This window comes from Nostoc sp., assembly GCF_036917155.1.
Classification (GTDB): domain Bacteria; phylum Cyanobacteriota; class Cyanobacteriia; order Cyanobacteriales; family Nostocaceae; genus Nostoc.
In genome coordinates, this window is the sequence record NZ_JBALDZ010000161.1 from 35,004 (window position 1) to 55,729 (window position 20,726).

Annotated in this window: 17 protein-coding genes and 2 pseudogenes; 9 read left to right on the forward strand and 10 right to left on the reverse strand. The window is 40.9% G+C overall.

Features of this window, described 5'->3' with window-relative positions; genetic code table 11:
- Positions 1 to 25 precede the first annotated feature (25 nt).
- Positions 26 to 1,361 (reverse strand): annotated as a pseudogene (locus V7K67_RS21510) (ATP-binding response regulator).
- 1,084 nt (positions 1,362 to 2,445) lie between these two features.
- On the opposite strand from V7K67_RS21510, the gene V7K67_RS21515 reads away from it, so the two are divergent.
- Complete coding sequence (locus tag V7K67_RS21515) at positions 2,446 to 3,168, forward strand: response regulator transcription factor (protein ID WP_179064032.1); 723 nt, start codon at positions 2,446 to 2,448, stop codon at positions 3,166 to 3,168.
- Positions 3,169 to 3,333: 165 nt separating this feature from the next.
- Here V7K67_RS21515 and V7K67_RS21520 read toward each other — a convergent pair whose 3' ends face one another.
- Positions 3,334 to 4,683, reverse strand: a complete 1,350-nt coding sequence (locus V7K67_RS21520; RefSeq protein ID WP_334733826.1) for a lipid-A-disaccharide synthase-related protein — start codon at positions 4,681 to 4,683, stop codon at positions 3,334 to 3,336.
- 254 nt (positions 4,684 to 4,937) lie between these two features.
- Here V7K67_RS21520 and V7K67_RS34485 point away from each other — a divergent pair, with 254 nt between their 5' ends.
- Positions 4,938 to 5,066 (forward strand): hypothetical protein, encoded by a 129-nt coding sequence (locus V7K67_RS34485; protein ID WP_375495423.1) that lies wholly within the window; start codon positions 4,938 to 4,940, stop codon positions 5,064 to 5,066.
- A 196-nt stretch (positions 5,067 to 5,262) separates the two neighbouring features.
- Positions 5,263 to 5,853, forward strand: a complete 591-nt coding sequence (locus V7K67_RS21530) for a Uma2 family endonuclease (protein ID WP_334733825.1) — start codon at positions 5,263 to 5,265, stop codon at positions 5,851 to 5,853.
- Positions 5,854 to 5,922: 69 nt separating this feature from the next.
- On the opposite strand, the gene V7K67_RS21535 is transcribed toward V7K67_RS21530, so the two are convergent.
- The 4 genes and pseudogenes from V7K67_RS21535 to V7K67_RS21550 all read right to left on the reverse strand — a co-directional run bounded on the left by V7K67_RS21535 (position 5,923) and on the right by V7K67_RS21550 (position 9,851).
- Positions 5,923 to 6,717 carry a hypothetical protein gene (locus tag V7K67_RS21535; RefSeq protein ID WP_335168335.1) on the reverse strand — a complete coding sequence of 265 codons (795 nt, stop codon included), beginning with the start codon at positions 6,715 to 6,717 and terminating at the stop codon, positions 5,923 to 5,925.
- A 150-nt stretch (positions 6,718 to 6,867) separates the two neighbouring features.
- On the reverse strand, positions 6,868 to 7,509 hold the full coding sequence (locus V7K67_RS21540) for an HAD family hydrolase (protein WP_334733823.1): 642 nt from the start codon (positions 7,507 to 7,509) through the stop codon (positions 6,868 to 6,870).
- A 17-nt stretch (positions 7,510 to 7,526) separates the two neighbouring features.
- Positions 7,527 to 8,498, reverse strand: coding sequence for an ROK family protein (locus tag V7K67_RS21545; protein ID WP_334733822.1), 972 nt, complete (start codon positions 8,496 to 8,498; stop codon positions 7,527 to 7,529).
- A gap of 92 nt (positions 8,499 to 8,590) precedes the next feature.
- Positions 8,591 to 9,851 (reverse strand): annotated as a pseudogene (locus V7K67_RS21550) (RNA-guided endonuclease InsQ/TnpB family protein).
- Positions 9,852 to 9,897: 46 nt separating this feature from the next.
- Here V7K67_RS21550 and V7K67_RS21555 point away from each other — a divergent pair.
- Positions 9,898 to 10,176: a hypothetical protein gene (locus V7K67_RS21555; protein ID WP_334733821.1), complete on the forward strand. Its 279-nt coding sequence runs from the start codon at positions 9,898 to 9,900 to the stop codon at positions 10,174 to 10,176.
- Here V7K67_RS21555 and V7K67_RS34490 read toward each other — a convergent pair.
- The 3 genes from V7K67_RS34490 to V7K67_RS21560 are packed head-to-tail and all read right to left on the reverse strand — an operon-like array spanning position 10,154 to position 11,195.
- Positions 10,154 to 10,330: a DUF6887 family protein gene (locus V7K67_RS34490; protein WP_334706098.1), complete on the reverse strand. Its 177-nt coding sequence runs from the start codon at positions 10,328 to 10,330 to the stop codon at positions 10,154 to 10,156. The two genes, V7K67_RS21555 and V7K67_RS34490, sit on opposite strands and share 23 nt — an antisense overlap.
- Positions 10,327 to 10,542, reverse strand: a complete 216-nt coding sequence (locus tag V7K67_RS34495; RefSeq protein WP_442943889.1) for a DUF6888 family protein — start codon at positions 10,540 to 10,542, stop codon at positions 10,327 to 10,329. Before V7K67_RS34495 ends, V7K67_RS34490 begins: the two co-directional genes overlap by 4 nt.
- Before the next feature lie 38 nt (positions 10,543 to 10,580).
- Positions 10,581 to 11,195, reverse strand: coding sequence for a Uma2 family endonuclease (locus V7K67_RS21560; protein WP_334733820.1), 615 nt, complete (start codon positions 11,193 to 11,195; stop codon positions 10,581 to 10,583).
- 1,349 nt (positions 11,196 to 12,544) lie between these two features.
- Between V7K67_RS21560 and V7K67_RS21565 the strand changes: the two genes are divergently transcribed.
- Positions 12,545 to 13,522, forward strand: a complete 978-nt coding sequence (locus tag V7K67_RS21565; RefSeq protein ID WP_335168338.1) for a sucrase ferredoxin — start codon at positions 12,545 to 12,547, stop codon at positions 13,520 to 13,522.
- Between the two features lie 140 nt (positions 13,523 to 13,662).
- Here V7K67_RS21565 and V7K67_RS21570 read toward each other — a convergent pair whose 3' ends face one another.
- On the reverse strand, positions 13,663 to 15,258 hold the full coding sequence (locus V7K67_RS21570; protein ID WP_334733818.1) for a helix-turn-helix domain-containing protein: 1,596 nt from the start codon (positions 15,256 to 15,258) through the stop codon (positions 13,663 to 13,665).
- Between the two features lie 1,022 nt (positions 15,259 to 16,280).
- Between V7K67_RS21570 and fdxB the strand changes: the two genes are divergently transcribed.
- The 4 genes from fdxB (at position 16,281) to V7K67_RS21590 (ending at position 20,724) form a co-directional block, all read left to right on the forward strand.
- On the forward strand, positions 16,281 to 16,574 hold the full coding sequence (fdxB, locus tag V7K67_RS21575; RefSeq protein WP_190730863.1) for a ferredoxin III, nif-specific: 294 nt from the start codon (positions 16,281 to 16,283) through the stop codon (positions 16,572 to 16,574).
- 530 nt (positions 16,575 to 17,104) lie between these two features.
- Positions 17,105 to 18,094, forward strand: coding sequence for a cytochrome c oxidase subunit II (locus V7K67_RS21580; RefSeq protein WP_335168340.1), 990 nt, complete (start codon positions 17,105 to 17,107; stop codon positions 18,092 to 18,094).
- A 140-nt stretch (positions 18,095 to 18,234) separates the two neighbouring features.
- Positions 18,235 to 19,920, forward strand: a complete 1,686-nt coding sequence (ctaD, locus tag V7K67_RS21585) for a cytochrome c oxidase subunit I (protein WP_334733816.1) — start codon at positions 18,235 to 18,237, stop codon at positions 19,918 to 19,920.
- Between the two features lie 204 nt (positions 19,921 to 20,124).
- Complete coding sequence (locus V7K67_RS21590; protein WP_292700158.1) at positions 20,125 to 20,724, forward strand: cytochrome c oxidase subunit 3; 600 nt, start codon at positions 20,125 to 20,127, stop codon at positions 20,722 to 20,724.
- Positions 20,725 to 20,726 lie beyond the last annotated feature (2 nt).

Below are 20,726 nucleotides of genomic sequence, written 5' to 3' on the forward strand. Positions count from 1 at the left end.
ATTTATCAGTTTTTTTTGAAGTAATTTATAGTTTAAATTTAGGATATCCTATTTGATGCTTTTCTACCTCGCGAAGATGACTGAGGAGGATTTTTAGCAGGGCAAAAAAAATCGTCATCATCTAACTGTGAAGTTGGAGCATCAGCTTCTACAGTCGGTAATGTAATTTGACGTGGCAATTCAATTTTAAACATTGAACCAACCCCTACTTTGCTCTCCAGAAATATTTTGCCACCCATCATTCGCACCAGTGAATCGATAATTGCCAAACCCAGACCTGTACCTGGATATTTGCGAGTGATAGTTTGATCGACTTGCCGAAATGCTTCAAAAATATGTTTAAAATCTTTCGGTGCTATGCCAACACCTGTATCCTGAACAATAATTACCACTCGATTTGCAGGTAGTTCTTTAACTGCAACCCAAATTTCACCAGATTCGGTGAATTTAATGGCGTTGGAGAGTAGGTTAATTAAAATCTGTTTGATCCGAACTGGATCGTTAAATACCAAAGGATTTTGTAAATTGGTTTTTACTAATAACGAAAGATTTTTTGCCTCAGCTAGGGAGCGTATTTCACCAACTGCGAGATTTATTACCTTTGATATATCAAATATTTCTGCCTTTAAGTCTAATCCTCCTCCCTCCAGCTTGGAAAAGTCGAGAACTTCATTGAGTAACATTAGCAAATGCTTTCCATTATTCAAGATCCGCTCAAGCATATCTCTTTGCTGGTGCGTTAGTTGACCGAACTTAGGACGCAATAGGACTTGCGAAAAACCAATAATCGCATTCATCGGCGTTCTAAGTTCGTGAGACATAGTTGCTAAAAAGAGTGATTTTAGACGTGATGCCTCCAATAACTTGAAGTTTTGCATTTGAATCTGTTGCTGTTGTCTCTCCAGTTCTTGGTTCTTAGAAATTAGTTCTTCATGACTTTCTCTAAGCTGCTGACTTGCCAAATCTGCCTGCATTTCAGCCTGATAAATGCGAATCGCACTCCGCAAAACCTGCGACAAAGTTTCTGGGGATATTCTAGACTTAGAGAGATAGTCTGTAGCACCAGCTTTCAATAACTGGAGAGTAATTTGTTCATCTCCCTGACCTGTTAGGACTACTAAAGGAACTTTAATTTCTGAAGAACGTAGCTGTTGAATCAAGGTTAGTCCATCCTGGTCTGGTAAGCGATAGTCGAGGAAAACACAATGATATGCAGTAGTGCTTAAGGCAGAAAATGCATCATTACCATCGCCTACTTCAGACAGTTCCATCTGAACACCGGCTTGAGTCAGCGCAGAACGAATTGCTATCCGGTCTACTTCGTCATCGTCTACAACCAAAATTTTCAGCGTCTCTTCCATCGTTTTTTATTTTTGCCGCCAAAGATAGGTTGATATATAACATTTCTATTTTCAGATTATCCAACTAAAGAATATAATATTTTCGGACATCTAAAATCTGTAACTTGATTGACTAAGACATTTTGTATAATGTCCGATAGTTGTTGATCATTGCCCTGATCTCAACGTTTCGGACTTTGCAACGTTTCGGACTTTGCCTTGGGTTCAATTCAGTCTGTTGTATCTTCAATCTGGTTAACTTACCAGAGTTTGGGAATAAAACTCTTAGCAAACAATCGATAGCTCTCAAAAAATTAGCAATTAACAAACTGAAAACTATTGATCTGAAGACAGCAAATAGAACTGATATAAAGTAAAATAGAATACTTTACCAAGCTTAAGACAATTGTAATTGAGTGAGCAAGTGACCGTCGTCAGTCATTGGTGAGAGTTGCATACTATTATCCTGTACCATAAGCTTGAACAGTTTTACCCTTTAGATTGATTAGACTAGGTAAATAAGAAAATACTGTCTATACCTATTTGTGAATCTGAAGTCATTCTACCTGCTGGAATTTCGACAATTTTCTTAGCGATCTCTAGACCAAGTACTAGTAATTTTACAGATATATTGTAATTACAATGTTCTTAAAATTACTAATATTTAACCCCTAAGAAAGCTTCCTGACAAAGGCTCCATCAATCGAATGAATCCAAAGGTTTGCTTAAAAACCGCTTGAAACCATCGTTTACTTTCTCGTAAAGCAACTTCGACACGTTGTAATTTTTTCATTTTCGTAAGCTTTTTTTAAAGTTGTATACAAAATAATACTAAATGGAACATGGCAACTCAAAGCTGAATTATAAGCAGGGAGTAGCAATTTGGCATTCGTTTCAATATTTCATACTTTTTGTGTAAGTATCCATATATCTTCAGCTAGATTTGTCCTCTATCTAAATATAAAAATTTCGGGTATTTATTATTTCTATCGGTGGATGCAGACTGCTTGAAATATCATCTATCTTTAGTTTGGGAAAATAAGAGATAGTAGTTACAAAAGGTAATACTTTGAAAGATGCAAACAGCGCAAGAGTGAGTGTAGCGATGAATGAAATTAGTATTATTTTAATTGAAGATCATGACTTAACACGAATGGGACTACGAGCAGCATTACAGTCTCATAGTGCATTGAAAGTAATTGGCGAAGCGGCAAATGCAACCCAAGGATTAAAACTTTTAGAAACGGCAAAGCCAGACGTAGCGGTTGTAGATATCGGCTTGCCTGATATGGATGGCATCGAACTTACTCGTAAATTCAGACGCTATCAGGCGGAAACTGGGCAATCAAATACGAAGATTCTCATCTTGACAATGGATCATACAGAAGATGCTGTACTGGCAGCCTTTGCAGCTGGTGCCGATTCTTATTATATGAAAGAAACCAGCATCAGTAAATTAACTGAGGCGATCCAAGCAACTCACGGCGGTAACTCTTGGATTGATCCGGCAATTGCCAATGTGGTATTGCGGAAGATGCGCCAAGGTATTCCTGGAGAAATTCAAGGTTCTGACAAGCCGAAAACTGTAAAAATTGAGGCACTGGCATCAGAATATGAGCAAGTTTTAGAAACATACCCCCTAACTCAACGGGAATTGGAAATACTAGAGTTGATTGTAGGTGGGTGTAGCAATGGGCAAATTGCCGAGAAACTCTACATTACAGTTGGTACTGTAAAAACCCATGTTCGCAATATTCTAAATAAACTCTGTGCTGATGATCGTACACAAGCTGCTGTCAGGGCCTTACGTTCTGGGTTGGTAGCATGAGGAGTGCTGAGTTAAGAGTGCTGAGTTAAGAGTGCTGAGTTAAGAGTGCTGAGTTAAGAGTGCTGAGTTAAGAGTGCTGAGTTAAGAGTGCTGAGTTAAGAGTGCTGAGTTAAGAGTTAGGAATTTTATTTCCCCTCTGCCCAATGCCCAATGCCCAATGCCCATTCAAAATCGTTCCTGTAAACATTCCGCAATGCGTAGTGCGGCTCCTGGTTTACCCATGCGTCGCCCACCATTTTCGGCAATAATTTGCAAAATATCAGGATCTTTGAAGAGGGACTGTACGACCTTGGCAATTTCTGCTGGCTGATCGATTAAAATCAAAGACGATCCGAGAAGACGACTTTGAGCTTCAGCAAAGGCAGGGTTATATTGCGGCCCATTACCGGGAATTGCGATCGCAGGTTTCCCTAAACCGATAAACTGTTCTGTGGCTGTACCTGCCATTGCGATCGCTATATCTCCCAAATGCAAGCAATCATTATAGGCTTGTTGTGTCAAAACTAAATAAGCATTTCTTTGTTTAAATGTCAAGGCATTTGGATCGGAGATTTGGATAGGAGATACTGATTCAGTACGCCAGCCTTGAGATTGCACACTTTGGGATAAAATATTAGAGTCTAAACCAGGAGCGATCGCACCTAAAAATACCACTGTTTTAGAAGTATAGAAGATCGAATCTCTCTCCTGGAAACTTGCCATCAATGCAGATACGGCAATCATAATTGTTTCCCAGTTGGTATATGCCTCTGGCGGGCGAGAACCAGGAAGAAGAGTTACTACAAAAGGTCTAACTATCTCTCGCTGTTGGACATCCTGACTATAAAATTGTTGGCGTGAAAACGTTGGTTCTAGACCATCCATCATGGGATTACCCAAACTTAAAGCTGGAATTGGCCATTGTTTTAATGTTTCCGTCGTCAACCCATCTCTAGGAAAAACCGCCTTACAACGGCGACGACTCATTAACCAACGTTCCCAAGGATGGTAAACTGAACCGGAAAAGTTTTCCCAACGCGCATTTTTAGATTTCCGTGGCAATAATCCAGCTTCATCCCGCACGTAATATTCAGATTTCGCCGTACCGACAAAAGCATAATTAGCGCCACTGAAAGTTGCAAATAACAAGGGGACAATATCTCCCACTGCTAAAATTGCTCTTTTATTACCTAATTTTTTTTGAGAACTTACCCAACGGCGGACAGATTTAATCTGGCTGAGGGTAAGTTGCAATAAACCACCGCGTACATCCCGCGCTAATTGACGACCATCCATATAGATAAAGCCGCCAGAAGGCATAGTGCGGACTGAACCGATGAGCGGGATATCTAACTGTTGGTAAGCATGTCCTTCACCCACCAGAGGTAAAGCAAATATCTCTGGTGGGTTTGGTTGTCGTTGGAGTTCTTGCAAAATCCGAACTGCAATTACATCTTCCCCATGACCATTACTTAATACAAGTAATCGCAAAGGAGGGGAGTTAGAAGCTAGAGATGACCGAGATACATTACTCATAGAAACAAAATATCAAAATTAACTGTCTGTTTGGGTGAGAGGTATAAATAGGGAAATCGACGAAGCAGCTGGAAGTTATGCCAATTCTGCATGAAGATGCACATAATAATACCCCCCTGTAGTCTCCCTTTGGTAAGCTACGGTGTACATACAAGTCAAATGGGAGCATCCCAGTTTTTATTCTTCTGATAAAAATAAATGAGGTGTGAGATGGTAAAGATGTAGTCCACGCGCTCGCTGAAGCAGGAAAAGTTATGACAGAAGAAGAAAACCAACTTTTGATCCAGTACGGTCGTGCGATGCCTGCGGCGGGCTACGCCTACGCTAAAATACTCTACAAAAATGCTCCAGTTGAGGAACTAACAAGCGTCAGGGTTGATTGAAGAAGTAGTACGCGCTCAAATGCAGGAATATGTTATGCCAGAAGTAGGGGTTTTTTTACCCTTAAATGTCATAGGAGAAAACACAGGACACAAGCGAGAAATAAAAAGTATCATCGTGAAAGTGCAATTACGAGTTCTCAAGCACAAATCGATAAGATAAATTTCGTAAATACTAACTGAGAGAGTAAAAAATATTATGACTCAAACGTTAGAAAATGCTGTTAACTTACCAGAAGAACAACGCTTCTTTCGACATGGATTAAGTTGGGAACAGTTTAAAGCGATTCAAGCTAGCTTTGAAAATGTACCAGGAGTGCGGTTATTTTATTGTGATGGAGTCTTAGAAATAGTGACTATTGGTAAGCCTCATGAGGCGATTAAGTGTTTAATTGCTGCACTACTGATTACTTATTTTGAAGTCAAGGGTATTGAATTTTTCCCCAGTAGGAGTTTTAGCCAGATTGTTCCCAAGATAGTAGAATATCAAGCTGACTTATCTTATTGCTTTGGAAGTGACAAACCTATACCAGACCTCTGTATTGAAGTAGTGATTACTAGCGGTAGTCCCATAAAATTACAGAAGTACAAATTAATGGGAGTCCCAGAAGTTTGGTTTTGGGAAGATGGCACAATTGAAGTCTACTGCTTACGAGAACAAGAATATGAGAAAGTTGTTAAAAGTGAGCTATTAACAGAATTAGATTTATCCCTGCTCAATCGTTGTGTTTTGTTATCGTCTCCCTTGGAAGCAATTAGGGAGTTTCGCCAAGATATTCAACAGCAATAGTAGGTTTAAACGCAATAAGATGGGATATTAGTGTTGTGATTTCTACAGCAAAAAATGGGAAAAAATTTGTTAACGTTCATATATTTTGCTCCTGCCAATAGCAATCGGCAATTCATGAAATTTTGCCCTAGTGTTGAACTGAAACGCCACAGGAGCGCCGTTAGCATCGACTCGAAACACAATAGTACCGCAACCTATTCCAGTACTATTTGGTGAGCGCGTGTCATCATTATGGCGAATAGCAGTTGAATCATAAACCTTTACACTGACTGTACCATCGGAGTTCATCACAGGTTTTGCTGCCACAAACATGACGTGTCCTGTATCCGCGTGTTCAGTAATCGGTTCCATTGCCCAGGCGATAATGTCACCAGGCATTGCATCCATGAGTTGGTTGATTGCCTTCCATTCCCGTACCGAAGTAGAGTGTTGTTGCAATTGATGAAAGTATTCGTAGTATTTAAAGGCACGGGGTCTGGGCTGTTTCGGTTCCTTGGGAATCAGCGCCAGATATTCAGGTGCAATCTGATTCAACACATAACCTACAAATCCAGAACAATCCATATCGTAAACTCCATTGATTTTATCAACGAAGGTTTTGTGGGTGTAGTGCGTCTCCCGCATCGTGTTCAAGATGTGTTTTGCTGCGATCGCTAATGGATTAACATCAATCTTCTCGCTATGGTTAGGGCGTTTTTCTACTGAAGATGATATGGCATCACTACTAGTAAATTTGATATTGCCTTCAACAAAACTTTCTAATGGCTGTTGAGCCGCTCGGCTAAATACGCCAGATGTATCTAAAATGAGCAGGCTGAGTGTAACTACTCTCAATGTCAGAAGCGTAAATGTGTTAAATGTCATAATTCACCAAATGATGAACTGTAAAAAATAGCTTAAGTGATATTCCACCTTATTGGCTAATAGACATCTCCAGAAATTAAATATGCGTTATCCAGAACCCTTGTAGAGACGTAGCACTGCTACGTCTCTACATTCATTTTCACCAGATGTCTAATGATGTAACAACAAAGAAGGTAGTTGATACATTGAGTAAAAGACATACGCTCCAGATGCCTCAAGTAGATGAGCCTCACTTTGCTCGGTGTAACCTAAAACTCTCATCCCAGCGGCAACACCTGCACGTACACCCAAAACGCTATCTTCTACAACCGTACAGGATGCAGCTTGAAACCCCATACTTTTAGCCGTATGTAAGAATAAGTCGGGTGCTGGCTTCCAACTTCCAACTTGATATGAGCTAAAGATACGTCCTTCAAATCGAGGCAGTAGGTTAGTTACACGCAAAGCTAACTTAATTTTTTCGGGTGGGCCACTGGAAGCAACGCAAATGGGTAGATTAATCTTGTCTAAAGCTGCTTCTATTCCCTCTACAGGACGTAGTTCACGCTCGAATGCTTCAGCAGTGCGGGTACGAAGTTGAGTTACAAAATCTGGCGGCATCTTTTTCCCAAGTCTTTGCTCAATGACAGCAACACAATCAGCCATTTTGCAACCCTTAAATAACAAAATAGCTTCTTCAAGTTTCATTGCCAGCCCAAACTCAGCGACAAATTCCACAAGAACACGATTGCCTAATCCTTCGCTGTCTACCAATACTCCATCACAATCAAAAATAACTAATTCTGTTTGCACTTAGAGAACTCCACACCTCACTCATTTATTGCCATAGAAGCGATCGCCACACCGCCCCACAACGGCGCATCATCCCCCAGCACCGCCGGCACAATTTCAAAATCAACCTCCGGTAAAGCTGTCTCCCGCGCCACCTGACGCACCACCCGCCAAAAATTCTCCCCCGCCTTTGTCACACCGCCTCCCAACACAAAGCGCTGCGGATTCATCAAATTCGCCACATTGCCAATACCCACACCCAGCGCCCAAGCAGCCTTATCCAAAACTTCCTTCGCCAAATCATCTCCAGCCGCCGCCGCCTCACTTACCAACTGTCCCGTCAGCAACGTTAAATCATCCCCCACCAAACCCCTCAAAATCTCTCCATCTCTGAGTCCTCCGCGCCTCTGTGGTTCGAGTTCCAAAATTTCCCTAACATTTTGCGCCATATAAGGCCCCGACGCCAAACGTTCCACACATCCCCGCTTCCCACACAAACAAACTGGCCCAGCAGGATCTACAACAATATGTCCAATCTCACCAGCCATCCCACCAGCACCTCGCCAAGGTTGGCCATTGAGTATCCAACCACCACCCACGCCAGTGCTGACAGTAATATAAAACAGGCTATCGTATCCTTGTCCCGCACCAAAACGGTGTTCACCCAAAGCCGCAATATTAGCATCATTATCTACATCGACAGGAACGCCAAACTCCTCCTCCAACAAGGCTTTGAGAGGAATATTTTCCCATCCAGCCACATGATGAGATAGTCGCACCGTCCCCGTGGAAGCATCAACAGGGCCACCAAAGCTGACACCGATCGCAGCAGGTTTTGTGTCTTCCAGCAAAGAGTAAATGAGCGATCGCATTATTTCCAAGTCAGTGCTAGCATCTGCATTCACTGGCGAGAGACGACGTTCATAACGCAACCACTTTCTCGAACCAAGATTTACCAATGCTGCTGCTAGCTTAGTTCCGCCAAAATCGAGAGCTAAAATTAATGTCATGGTTTTGAACCTTTCCAATAAATGCGATCGCACATTTTCTGGCACTCGATCAATAATGGATTGCTATACGAAAGTGCTTTTGTCAGAGTGAACTACCCCAACTTACCGAGTACGGTTGAAGTTGTGGCTTCTGTAATCACAGGGGAGTGCCATTACTATAGACTTTCGTCCGAGATTAGGGCTTACCTCCCCTCCTACAGCAGAGACGGCTGATAGCGAAGCGTTAGCGAGTCTTCGAGCGTCACCTTCCGCCTTTATCATTCTGATACCTTCTGCTCTTATGTTCTTCGCCGCATTTTCATCACGATCATGATGAGTACTGCAATGAGGACAAGTCCATTCACGGACATCCAATGGCATCTCACCTATTTGATAGAAACAATTAGAACAGAGCTTAGAACTGGGGAACCATCTATCAATCTCAACTAACTTTGCACCTTTGCGTTCTAGCTTATAAGCTAGAAAGTTAGTAAATGTTCCCCAGCCACAATCAGATATTGATTTCGCCAATTTGTGATTACGAACCATGCCTTTGACATGAAGATTTTCTACTATGACAGCTTGGCTTACGCTGACCAACTTATAACTAAGTTTATGTAGAAAATCCTGCCGCGAATTACTAACTCGCTCGTACACCTTGGCAACAACTTTTCTATATCTATTTCTTGACTTACTTCCTTTCTGTTTACGTGCTAATTTTTTCTGCTTACGTTTGAGGTTAAACTCATGTTTGGCAAGGTGCTTGGGATTATCGTATTTGGAAACCTTTTCGCCGTCAGTGACGACAGCAAAGTGTTTCAAACCTAGATCAATCCCATATATCTTACCTTCTGAAATAACCGGATTTTCGCCTTCAATCTCAGTCAAGATAGATGCAAGGTATTTGCCAGAAGGCGTTTTGCTTACAGTAACAGTTTTGACTTTCCCCTCAATCGCTCTGTGTATTTTGGCTTTGACTATCCCGATATTGCCAGGGAGTTTGACATTGCCATCTACAATCTTAACGTTTTGAGGATACTGGATAGACTGTTTACCATGCTTAGATTTGAATTTAGGAAACCCCGCACGGTTTTCAAAAAAGTTTTTGTAGGCTGTAGTTAGATTCAGTGTCGTAGCCTGTAAAACTTGGCTGTAACAATCAGCTAACCACACAGTCTCTTCTGCCTTTTTGAGTGTAGGAAGAAATGCGTTGAGTGCAACACGGCTAAGTCCCTTGCCCGTTTCCTTATAAGTTTCAATCGACTTATTTAGAGCATAATTCCACCACCAACGAGCGCAACCAAATGTTTGAGCTAGTTGAGTTTGCTGTTCTTGTGACGGATATAAACGGACTTGTACAACCTTGTGCAACACTTGACATCACCTCCTTAATAGGATTACTTTAACATAAATATATTTTATGATAAAGCAATCAAATAAAATAATTGGTGACTTCTCAAACACCTCACTCCAAAATCCACCTGCGGTTGATATTAGTCGGAGGCGTTTTCGTCGTCACCCGACTATCCATCCCCGCCCTGTAGAGGGACGGGGAATTCCGCCGAATTTGTTAAAGGTTAGCTTTCAGTTGGATCGCTGCGTCCAATGCCAAGCGATCGCACTTGTCACTACCAAGCCGCGATCGCCCTTAAGAATCACTTCAATGGTAAATTTTTTCAAGAAGCCAGCCTTTTCCTGATCTCAGCCTCAAATTGTTCATTTGTTGCTGTAATTACTCGTCCTGGCTTTGCTCGCATGATGTTAAGGAAATGCTGAAATGCCTCTTCATCCTGTGGATGTGCGATTACATATTTCCTCAGTTCAGATTCATTCAAACTCATGTACTCGGTCATCCTGTTATTGTCTCCCCATTACTAAGTATTTCTACTTGAATTGTTTCTCCAACCAGCATCACTATTCTGTTGGTGCGTTCATCGTAGCGGACAAGCTCTATGCTTTGAAGCAAGTTGCTAACTGTAACGCATTTGATGAAAAAGGCTTTTAGCTGTTCATTTGTAGGTATGGAAATATTAAATAAAGCTCTTAATGGGCGCTGAGAAGAGATTTAGTACAGATTAATAATAAATTATGGCAGGATATGCGTTAGTTAGCTGCATCAAAAATCTGTTGTGCGGTTAAATTTAATTGAGGAAAGGTAAGTGATGAAATCGCAGTGTTGCCTTGAAATGGTGTCATTTGATATTCACCATCAACTAATTCGCAGACAAAAATAGTGGGTTGCTTAGGATTGCCAATAAACTTTCTTGCGCCCAATGCAGCATAATCAGCAATCCAATATTCAGGAATGCCCATTTCCTCATAATCCCTAAATTTATTGTAATAATCATCTCGCCAGTTAGTTGAAACAACTTCAATAACTATTGGAACCGATGCTGCTTGGCTTACTGTTGACTGTTTTTGAAAAAGCGGTTCATTGTCGAGATTATTAAGATTTAGCAGTAAAACATCAGGCGAATAAGCGGATTCGGCAGTAGGAGTTTTGACTAATGCGGTTTTGGGTATAGTGTAGGGAAGGTTCAAGCGATCAAACTCGACAGTTAGCTTACGAGCTATAAATCCTACAACTTTTTCATGCGATCCGGTTGGGGGTGGCATTTCAACAATTACTCCCTTGTGCAATTCATAGCGTTTACCATCGTTGGGATACCATTCGCTAAATTCATTGAAGGTGAGTAACTTGGGCAAGGCTTGGGTCATAATCTTACCTCCACATCTGTTTTACTTTATCAAAATATTCACAATTTCCGTTGGAATAATTAAGTTTTGCATGGAAGTAGAAATATGCGATCGCCACAGCTAGATATTTGGATTAGTAAGTGTGCCTTTACTAGCAACAATTTGTCACAATTGCCAAGCTTTATCTATTAAATTGAAACTATCAATGCTTGTTCTAGTAAGCTATCTCCACGATGAAATCCCTGTTCACTGTGATTTAAGCAACATCCTAGAGACAACAAACTGTAAAGAAGTCATAAAGATTCTTAAATACTTGCATTTCTTATTGACTTCAGTTAGAGTCAAAGCAGATGCCTATCATCAAACCCTGACATGAGCTTCAGGAAGTTAGATTAGGTAAAACGCTAAATACCAAATTTGTTAATGTTGATTTCAGTGACGCTGATAACAATTAGTCACTAGTTTTCATTATTAACTTATCGCACATCAAGTACGGGGCTGTAAAGCATTTGCCCCCAATTTTATTGTCTTTATTTTTCTCATCTAATTAAGAATTATTTGCAATATGGATCGATAGATAGATAGATAGTGGGGAAGAAATCTTAAAACAGTATGGCTTACCAGAGCGATCGCTGTTTATTAAGTGTTTTCGCATCTACCTTTAGGAATATGTCTCCCACGAGAGCGGCACAGAATTATATCTTTATGTGTAAAAACAGGAGCTATAAGTAGCTATGTAGATAATTTCAGTAAAACTTTAAACAATTAGATTGTTGCTAAAAATATTTTTGATTGTAGTATCAGCTACATCGATATTGCAAGCAAGTTAATCGTCGTTAAAAGGGAACAGGGAACGGGCAACAGGCAACAGGGAAATCCCCATAATTAAAATCAGGGGATTTGTACAAGGACACATTGAAACATCGTGGCTGACGCCATCTCGTTTCAAATATTTTTATCTCTTTTCATAAATAAATTTAGGGGCTTTAAACCCTGTATTCGGGGCTAATTTTTTTTCTGTTCCCTGTTAAGAGTTCCCTGTTCCCGCCCCGAAGGGGCTTGGTAACGTCCAGAAAAGCCGAGTTTCCGCAAGTGAAAATTTATGGAATACCAGATAACAATAAAACTAGATACAAAATTAACGCCACTCATACGGAAAAATATCTCTTGACACTGTTTATCTCTATTGTGGAGAATTTATTAACCGGAAAGACCTCGATCAATAATGATGTTATAAAGTGGCTACCTAGTTTTAACTGGGAAATGAATATTGTTCTTTTTATCTCCTTTGGCCAAGGATTTGTAGCTAAGAACACAATTGTATTTTGTAATACCTTTTGTCCATAAAATACGCTAATGAGTACAGCGAGATGAATACTTTTTTTTGTTCTGATGATTCACGTCAAGTAGGAGAAGATGTTATTGGTAGTGCCACCAATTATCAAACTTATATTTTAGTTGAGTGTCATTTACCTTGGACATCAGAAGCCTTTAATTCCAAATGGGTGCCTCAGAATTTGAGGATTTTGGTAGAGGAAGTGAAGCGTGCTAAACTACCGATTAGATTCCTCTTAATTGCTAATGATGTATCACACAAAGTAAACCATACTACGCTTTTGATTTATCAAAAAGAAGAGGGGCTAAGTAATGGATACCATAAGCAAGAGTTTAAGCTGGCAAATATTGAGCAAGTAGCAGGAGTTGTCCAAAAATGGATATGGGGTATCGATTCTAATTTGGAAGTAGAAACTAGTACAACTAGAGATATTTTAATTTGTACCCACGGTAGCCATGATAAATGTTGTGCGAGATATGGCGCTCCTTTTTACTTCCATATAACAGCGAGTAATGCTGATTTGTGTTTAGATAATGTGCGAATCTGGAAATCATCGCACTTTGGTGGACATCGGTTTGCACCAACAGTCATAGACTTACCAGAAGGAAGATACTATGGTCGTCTAGATCAAGATTCATTTAGATCGATTTTGACTCGGACTGGTGATATTCAATGCTTGCATCAAGTCTATCGAGGCTGGGGAATTCTGCCTGCTGCACTTCAGGTTTTGGAAAGAGAACTAATTCTCTCTAAAGGATGGGATTGGTTTAACTACAAAGTTGCAGGCAAAATTTTAGAGCAAAGTTTAGACAATAATACTATCCTAGCTGAACTAAGTTTTGAACAACCTTCTGGTTCTCTCTACACTTACCAGGCTAAACTTGTGAAAGATGAAACCAAGACTCAACAACTCAAGAGTTCATGTAATGCCACAAGAGAGTTGGTAGTTACTAAATATGCTGTCGGTAGTCTTTGGATTAGCTCTAGTAAGGTGATGAGTTATAGTACGTAAAAGAGGAAGAGTTTTTAAACGCAGAGGGACGCAAAGGGAAGCGCAGAGGATCGCAGAGGATTGCTAAGTTTAGTTCACTGTATTTAGTATAACATCTTTGCGTTCCTTTGCGATTTCCTCTGTGCCCCTCTGCGTTTAAATCAAGATGAAGCCATATTTAAGACTTTTCGTAACAGTACTTGGTCTTCTAATTTGGCTTTTAAACGACCATTTTCAATATCTCGAATCCAGCTTTGGCTTTTACCTGTAAGTTTTGCTAACTCTCTCTGAGAAAGATTCAAATTTTTTCGCGCCTGCAAAATCTGTTCGCCTAGCAAATCGTTTGTAGCTTTGGGCTTCCTTTTGGCTTTGGCAGTTCTTGTTTTCTTTTTTTCTGATTCTGAAATTTGCTGTTCCCATTCTGGTGGGAGTTCAAAAGCCAAAATCCGCGCATTCATTAGCAGATTCCATTTACCACGGGGGCCTGTGTCTGTGAGGCGTGTTTCAGCACCACCGTCATTAGTCCAAAATTCTAATGCTTCATCTGGATCTTCGGGAAGATCAACTAATTTTGCCCACAAAGGTTGAATTTCTGGTGGGTAGGTAACTGGATCGAAAAGTGGTTTCATTCCATAGTGATTGAGAATTTCTAAATCGCTTTCAAAGGTTCGCAGCAAACGTTTGCGTTCTTCCCGTTGTCTGGATGCAAGGGCGACTTTTTCTTCACCGTAAGCAATACGCAGCAAGGTAGGAATGGTGATGCGTTGTTCTTTGCCCATTTTGGTTTTAAACAGCAACCACAACATTAGTCGGACTGCGCCTTCATGTTGCTGCCAAATGCTCATAACTGTGGTTAGCAGCGTTTTGGGGAGACTGCCGTATTGATAGAATGCGGTTCGCTCTTTACACGCTTGTTTGTTTAAGAAATATTGTGCCCAAATACCTGCTTTTACTTTAAAAGTTAGCCCAATTAGATATTTGCATCCGAGATTGTCTTCTTGGAAGTGGTGCTGAATATCTACTAAGTGCCATAAGCGGCTGTTTGTAACAGAGAATCCGTTAATTCGACCTTGTTGGGGCCAGTCAATGGAGATAATCAGAGAGCAAGCTTGCTGAACGATATTTTTCATTAAAGCTAGCTTGGCAGCTTTGCTCAAATCCTTGCGTTTCTCCATCCCCAAATATTTCTCGATTTGTCGCTCATCGATCGCAAATTCTTGCTCCCAAGGTTGCTCTAAGGCTGTAGCATAAGCTGCAAAAATTAGATGTATGCAGGCGGCTCTGATGTCAAGCCCCTCAATTGCTGCTATATCTGTGGCCTTGTCGTTAACTTTTAATGGATCTTGGATGTGAAATGCGATCGCACCTCGTCCTTGATTGACTTGTCGGCTGTAACTTATATAGCCTTCTTCATCGGTTTCCCAATGTAGGGATGTGCGTTGCGCTAGGACATTACAAGCTTCCCAAATTGCGATCGCTGACGCAAATGGGTTATTCTTACCATTAGAAAACAAGTCTAAGCTGCTAGCATCTCTCGGTTCAACTTTGCATCTCCCTTTTTTTGCCTGCCAAGGAATGGGAGAATTAGTTGGACAAGCTATTACACATTGCGGTTTAGAATAATAGCCCTCACAATTATTACAAAGACCAGGATCAACCCAGTATTCATTGTCCTCTATTTTGATTGCACCCGTAGGACATTGGGGGCGGCAGTTGTCACATCCAACGCAACTGTTGTTAGGAATTGTATAAGGCATAAGGCTCTTTTCCCACTCTAATCGTTGAGATGTCTGTATCAGGTCTCCCCTGGATGAGTCCTGTTTATTCATGACTCGCTACCACATTATCTTTCTGGCGAGAATAATCTTTTCTCGCCACATTCACTTCCCACATCCATATTTGGCTTTGTATCCAATTGGAAGCTATTTAAGGCTTTAAAACCAAACCTAATAAAACTTCTTATTAACTATACATTTCATGAAAAAAATGATTAATTTGTTCGTATCGAGCTTAGAAAAAAATCTTAACATTTATTTAATTACGTATTTAATGAACAATTTAGCTTTGACCATAAAACCTTACCCAAAGTCTTTTTAGGAAAAGAATAAGCCTCTTAGAATTGGACTTCATCTGATTTGTTAACAATTTTAATATTTAAGCCATGATAATATTCTGCCATAAAGTTTACAGTTCCTTCATAAATTAATTCTGTTTATTTCGGTCAAGTAATAATATTCCTTTTGTCACCATTTATCTAAATATTTAAATCAAAATAACTTGAAAATTGTTGCTTTCTAAACTACATATTGCAGATATCAAAATGTAACTGCTGAACATATAGTCTGGTATACATGTATACTGTTTATATAAATTTATTTGCCTAAATGTAAAAATATTTGCAAAAGAATATCATTACTCTTATAGATATAGTTGCATTTGCTAGAAATAATAGTTAAATCGGCAGTTCTACTTTTTATTTATGCTCTGTATGGAAATGGCTGATTGTGGTCTGCTGCCTCCAGTCAGATATTGAGTCAGAGACTCGATTAATGCATTACCAAGCGGAGCATGGGAACGAAAAATAAGAAAGATTTATAATAATTATTAGCAATAATTATTATCTATAAACTGAAATAAAAAACAATTTGGGATTGTGTTCAAAGTCATCGAAATTTGATGAGATAAAAGTAAGTTTTGAATACAAAAGAATAAAAGATTAGGATAGTATGATGATTAATGCACAAACAGATTGACAGGCAAAATTGCCGAGGATTTATTCATGGCACAACTAACAGGTTTGACATTTGGCGGTAAGGCTTGGACACCAAAATTTGCTCAGGAAATTGACAAAGATAAATGTATCGGCTGTGGCAGATGCGTTAAAGTCTGCGGGTACAATGTGCTTGGATTGAAAGCACTCAATGAAGAAGGCGAATTTGTGGAAGATGAAGATGATGAAGAAATTGAACGGAAAGTAATGGCAGTTACTTCTCCAGAGAATTGTATTGGTTGTGAAGCTTGTTCACGGATTTGTCCGAAGAACTGCTACACTCATGTTGCATTAAATAATTAAGGTTTTTAGAGTTAGTCAAAATTGTTGTTAATTCAAGGAGGCACTGTTTTTAATCAGCGCCAAGGCGCTAGGCAAGGTAACTTGAGGGGAATATTAAATATTTACTGGAAACAATCAAAAGTTCACAGTAAACAAATCCGTAAATCGTAAATTGTTCGCTATTAACAAATTTAAACTTGCTGCTAATATAGCCTAATCAACATTAGGATTAACAGTGCCCCTTGGAACAACTAGCTTTTCTGAAAGCAAGGGGCTAATTTTGTGGTATGAGTTGAAATATAATTTGTAATTTTTTGGGGGAAGGATATGGAAAAAATCTGGAAGTTTCCCCCTTTTTTAATGGCTGCACGTTAGAAAGTTAATAAGTGAAAAGGAAATGGGAAATGGGGAATAGGGAAAGAACAAGGGAATAGGGTACAGGTTACAGGGAATAGATGAATTCCTATTATCTGTAACCTGTAACCTCTCCCCTAAAACCTAAACTCAGAAAATAACACCTCTAAAGACGGTTTACAAAGCAGGTAGCAGGTATGCAACAAGTTCCTGTTTCACTATGGACTCTGGTTGCTGGGATAGTAGTTACAGCAATCAGTATTTGGATTGGTCAAAACCACACTCTCATGCCGGTGCAGGCATCGTTACAAGCGCCTTTGGTAGACGGTTTTTTCAACGTCATGTTTACCATTGCGATCGCACTCTTCTTGGTGGTAGAAGGAACTATTCTGATTTTTTTGGTTAAGTTTCGTCGCCGTCGCGGTGATGATACCGATGGTTTACCAATAGAAGGTAACGTTCCCTTAGAAATCTTTTGGACAGCAATTCCAACAGTGATTGTCCTTGGTTTGGGTATCTACAGCGTAGATGTTTTTAACCAAATGGGCGGTTTTGAGCCTGCCGGTCATCCTCATTCAGCTGCTCATGTTGCTCATCAGCCGGGAACTGCTCTTGCAGCGACACTCAGCGATGCTTCTGAAGCAACAACAGCCCCGACAATTGCCCCGACAATCGGTATCGGCGCGTCACCTCAAACCCTAAACAAACCAGCCGACTTAGTTGTTGATGTCAAAGGCATACAGTACGCCTGGATATTTAATTACCCCGATAGTGGCATTACCTCTGGGGAATTGCACATACCCGTTGGTGCTGATGTGCAACTCAATCTTTCAGCAGACGATGTAATTCACTCATTCTGGGTGCCAAACTTCCGCCTAAAGCAAGATGCACTTCCCGGTATCCCTACCGAACTACGATTTGTTGCCACCAAACCAGGTACATATCCCGTAGTTTGTGCTGAGTTGTGCGGTGGTTATCACGGTTCCATGCGGACACAGGTAATTGTCCACACACCAGAAGAATATGATAGCTGGCGGACAGAAAACCAGATTGCTCAACAACAAAACCTAAATCAAGTTGTTGCAATTAATCCAGCCGACTTATCAACCTCAGAGTTTCTCGCGCCTCACACCCATGATATGGGAATTAGTGCAGCAACTTTAGAGTCATTGGTCATTGGTCATTAGTCATTGGTCATTGGTCATTAGTCATTGGTCATTGGTCATTAGTCATTGGTAACTGACGAATGACAACGGACAAATGACAACGGACAAATGAAAACGGACAAAAGGCAAAGGACAAATGACAAAGGACAAAGGACAAAAATATGACGCAGGTAGAATTTCCACGGAATACTCCACCAGAAGAAAATAAACCGGAAACTCTGGTGGCTGGCCACACCTCACATCCGAAGGCGTGGAAATGGCAAGACTATTTTACATTTAATGTTGACCACAAGGTTATTGGTATTCAATACCTGGTGACAGCGTTTGTGTTCTATCTCATCGGTGGACTGATGGCTGTTGCTCTCCGTGTGGAATTAGCAACACCAGAGGCAGACTTGCTCGACCCCAATCTCTATAACGCTTTCATGACCAATCACGGGACGATCATGATCTTCCTGTGGATTGTCCCTAGTGCCATTGGGGGATTTGGTAACTTTTTGGTGCCCTTGATGGTTGGTGCTAGGGATATGGCTTTCCCGAAGCTGAATGCGATCGCCTTTTGGTTAAACCCACCAGCCGGATTACTCATTTTAGGTAGTTTCTTTTTTGGTGGTTCCCAATCTGGTTGGACAGCTTACCCACCTTTGAGTTTGGTGACAGCCCCAATCGCTCAAACTATGTGGATATTAGCGATCGTCTTGGTGGGAACTTCTTCAATTTTGGGTTCACTGAACTTTGTGATCACCATTTTGATGATGAAGGTTCCTAGCATGAAATGGGATCAAGTACCCTTATTTTGCTGGGCAATCTTGGCAACTTCCTTGCTGGCGCTTCTCTCCACACCTGTATTAGCAGCTGGTTTAATTCTGCTGTTATTTGACCTCAACTTCGGCACCTCTTTCTTTAAACCAGATGCAGGTGGTAACGTTGTAATTTATCAACACTTATTCTGGTTTTATTCTCACCCGGCAGTATATTTAATGATTCTGCCCATCTTCGGCATCATGTCGGAGGTAATTCCAGTCCACGCCCGTAAGCCAATCTTTGGTTATAAAGCGATCGCTTATTCTAGTGTAGCCATCTGCGTTGTCGGTTTGTTTGTCTGGGTACACCACATGTTTACCAGCGGCACACCTGGTTGGATGCGGATGTTCTTCACCATCTCCACCCTGATAGTTGCAGTTCCCACCGGCGTAAAGATTTTTGCCTGGGTTGCTACCCTCTGGGGTGGTAAAATCCGCTTCACCACGGCGATGCTTTTCGCCATTGGCTTGTTGTCTATGTTTGTTATGGGCGGCTTAAGCGGTGTGACGATGGGAACAGCCCCCTTTGATGTTCACGTCCACGACACATATTATGTTGTCGGACATTTCCACTACGTTCTGTTTGGCGGTTCCGTGTTTGGCATCTACGCCGGCATTTATCACTGGTTCCCCAAAATGACCGGACGAATGCTGAATGAAACTTGGGGACGCGTTCATTTCGCCCTCACCTTCATCGGTACTAATCTGACCTTTTTACCCATGCACGAATTGGGTTTGAAAGGAATGCCCCGACGAGTGGCAATGTATGACCCCCAATTTATCGACCTCAATCAGATTTGTACCTTTGGTTCATTTGTTTTGGCGATATCAGTAATTCCTTTCGCCATCAACATCATCTACAGTTGGCTGAAAGGGCCTTTGGCTGGTGATAATCCTTGGCAAGCTTTGACCTTAGAATGGACAACTAGCTCACCACCAGCAATTGAAAACTGGGAAGTGTTGCCGGTTGTGACTCATGGCCCTTATGACTACGGGCATAGTACTGAAATACAGCCATCTGCAACATCAGAAGCTAGTGCTTAGTAGACAGTTTCGTAAATTCGTGGCGAATTGAGGGTTTAAGTTTAAACGCAAAGAGGCGCAGAGGTAAACGCAGAGGAGCGCAAAGTTTGTTTGAGTCCATTTGCTACGAGATGAGGTAAAACTCTGCGTTCCTTTGCGTTTACTTTGCGTTCCTATGCGTTTAAAAAAGACTTCATTCTCCACAACAGTATTGTCAAAAAATCTATGACTATAGCTACAACCACGAGCGAAGATCACAGTGCAGGACACGAAGAACATCCAGATTTAAGAGTTTGGGGACTATTAACGTTCCTCGCCTCTGAATCCCTGATGTTTGGAGGATTTTTTGCCACCTATTTGTTTTTCCGAGGTACGACAGCGGTTTGGCCTCCAGAAGGAAGTGAAGTAGAACTACTTGTACCGACAATTAACACCATTATTTTGGTGTCTAGTAGCTTCGTGATTCACTTCGGTGATACGGCGATTAAAAAGAATAACGTCAAGGGAATGCAACTGTGGTATGCAATTACTGCACTCATGGGGGCAATTTTCTTGGGTGGTCAGGTTTATGAGTACTCAACTTTAGGATACGGACTGACTACCAACGTCTTCGCCAACTGCTTTTATATCATGACCGGGTTCCACGGTTTGCACGTTTTTGTGGGACTGTTATTGATATTACGTGTATTGTGGCGATCGCGTCTTCCCGGTGAATATTCTGCAACCAATCATACTTTCATCGAAATGGCAGAAATTTACTGGCACTTCGTAGACATTATTTGGATTGTTTTATTCACTTTGGTGTACGTTCTTACTTTGTTTTAACA

What these genes read in the sequence shown, in the direction of transcription:
- V7K67_RS21515 (WP_179064032.1), top strand. Translation starts at nt 2,446, where the DNA reads ATGAATGAAATTAGTATTATTTTAATTGAAGATCATGACTTAACACGA.
- V7K67_RS21520 (WP_334733826.1), bottom strand. Translation starts at nt 4,683, where the DNA reads ATGAGTAATGTATCTCGGTCATCTCTAGCTTCTAACTCCCCTCCTTTG.
- V7K67_RS34485 (WP_375495423.1), top strand. Translation starts at nt 4,938, where the DNA reads ATGACAGAAGAAGAAAACCAACTTTTGATCCAGTACGGTCGTGCGATG.
- V7K67_RS21530 (WP_334733825.1), top strand. Translation starts at nt 5,263, where the DNA reads ATGACTCAAACGTTAGAAAATGCTGTTAACTTACCAGAAGAACAACGC.
- V7K67_RS21535 (WP_335168335.1), bottom strand. Translation starts at nt 6,717, where the DNA reads ATGACATTTAACACATTTACGCTTCTGACATTGAGAGTAGTTACACTC.
- V7K67_RS21545 (WP_334733822.1), bottom strand. Translation starts at nt 8,498, where the DNA reads ATGACATTAATTTTAGCTCTCGATTTTGGCGGAACTAAGCTAGCAGCA.
- V7K67_RS21555 (WP_334733821.1), top strand. Translation starts at nt 9,898, where the DNA reads ATGATAAAGCAATCAAATAAAATAATTGGTGACTTCTCAAACACCTCA.
- V7K67_RS34490 (WP_334706098.1), bottom strand. Translation starts at nt 10,330, where the DNA reads ATGACCGAGTACATGAGTTTGAATGAATCTGAACTGAGGAAATATGTA.
- V7K67_RS21560 (WP_334733820.1), bottom strand. Translation starts at nt 11,195, where the DNA reads ATGACCCAAGCCTTGCCCAAGTTACTCACCTTCAATGAATTTAGCGAA.
- V7K67_RS21565 (WP_335168338.1), top strand. Translation starts at nt 12,545, where the DNA reads ATGAATACTTTTTTTTGTTCTGATGATTCACGTCAAGTAGGAGAAGAT.
- V7K67_RS21570 (WP_334733818.1), bottom strand. Translation starts at nt 15,258, where the DNA reads ATGCCTTATACAATTCCTAACAACAGTTGCGTTGGATGTGACAACTGC.
- fdxB (WP_190730863.1), top strand. Translation starts at nt 16,281, where the DNA reads ATGGCACAACTAACAGGTTTGACATTTGGCGGTAAGGCTTGGACACCA.
- V7K67_RS21580 (WP_335168340.1), top strand. Translation starts at nt 17,105, where the DNA reads ATGCAACAAGTTCCTGTTTCACTATGGACTCTGGTTGCTGGGATAGTA.
- ctaD (WP_334733816.1), top strand. Translation starts at nt 18,235, where the DNA reads ATGACGCAGGTAGAATTTCCACGGAATACTCCACCAGAAGAAAATAAA.
- V7K67_RS21590 (WP_292700158.1), top strand. Translation starts at nt 20,125, where the DNA reads ATGACTATAGCTACAACCACGAGCGAAGATCACAGTGCAGGACACGAA.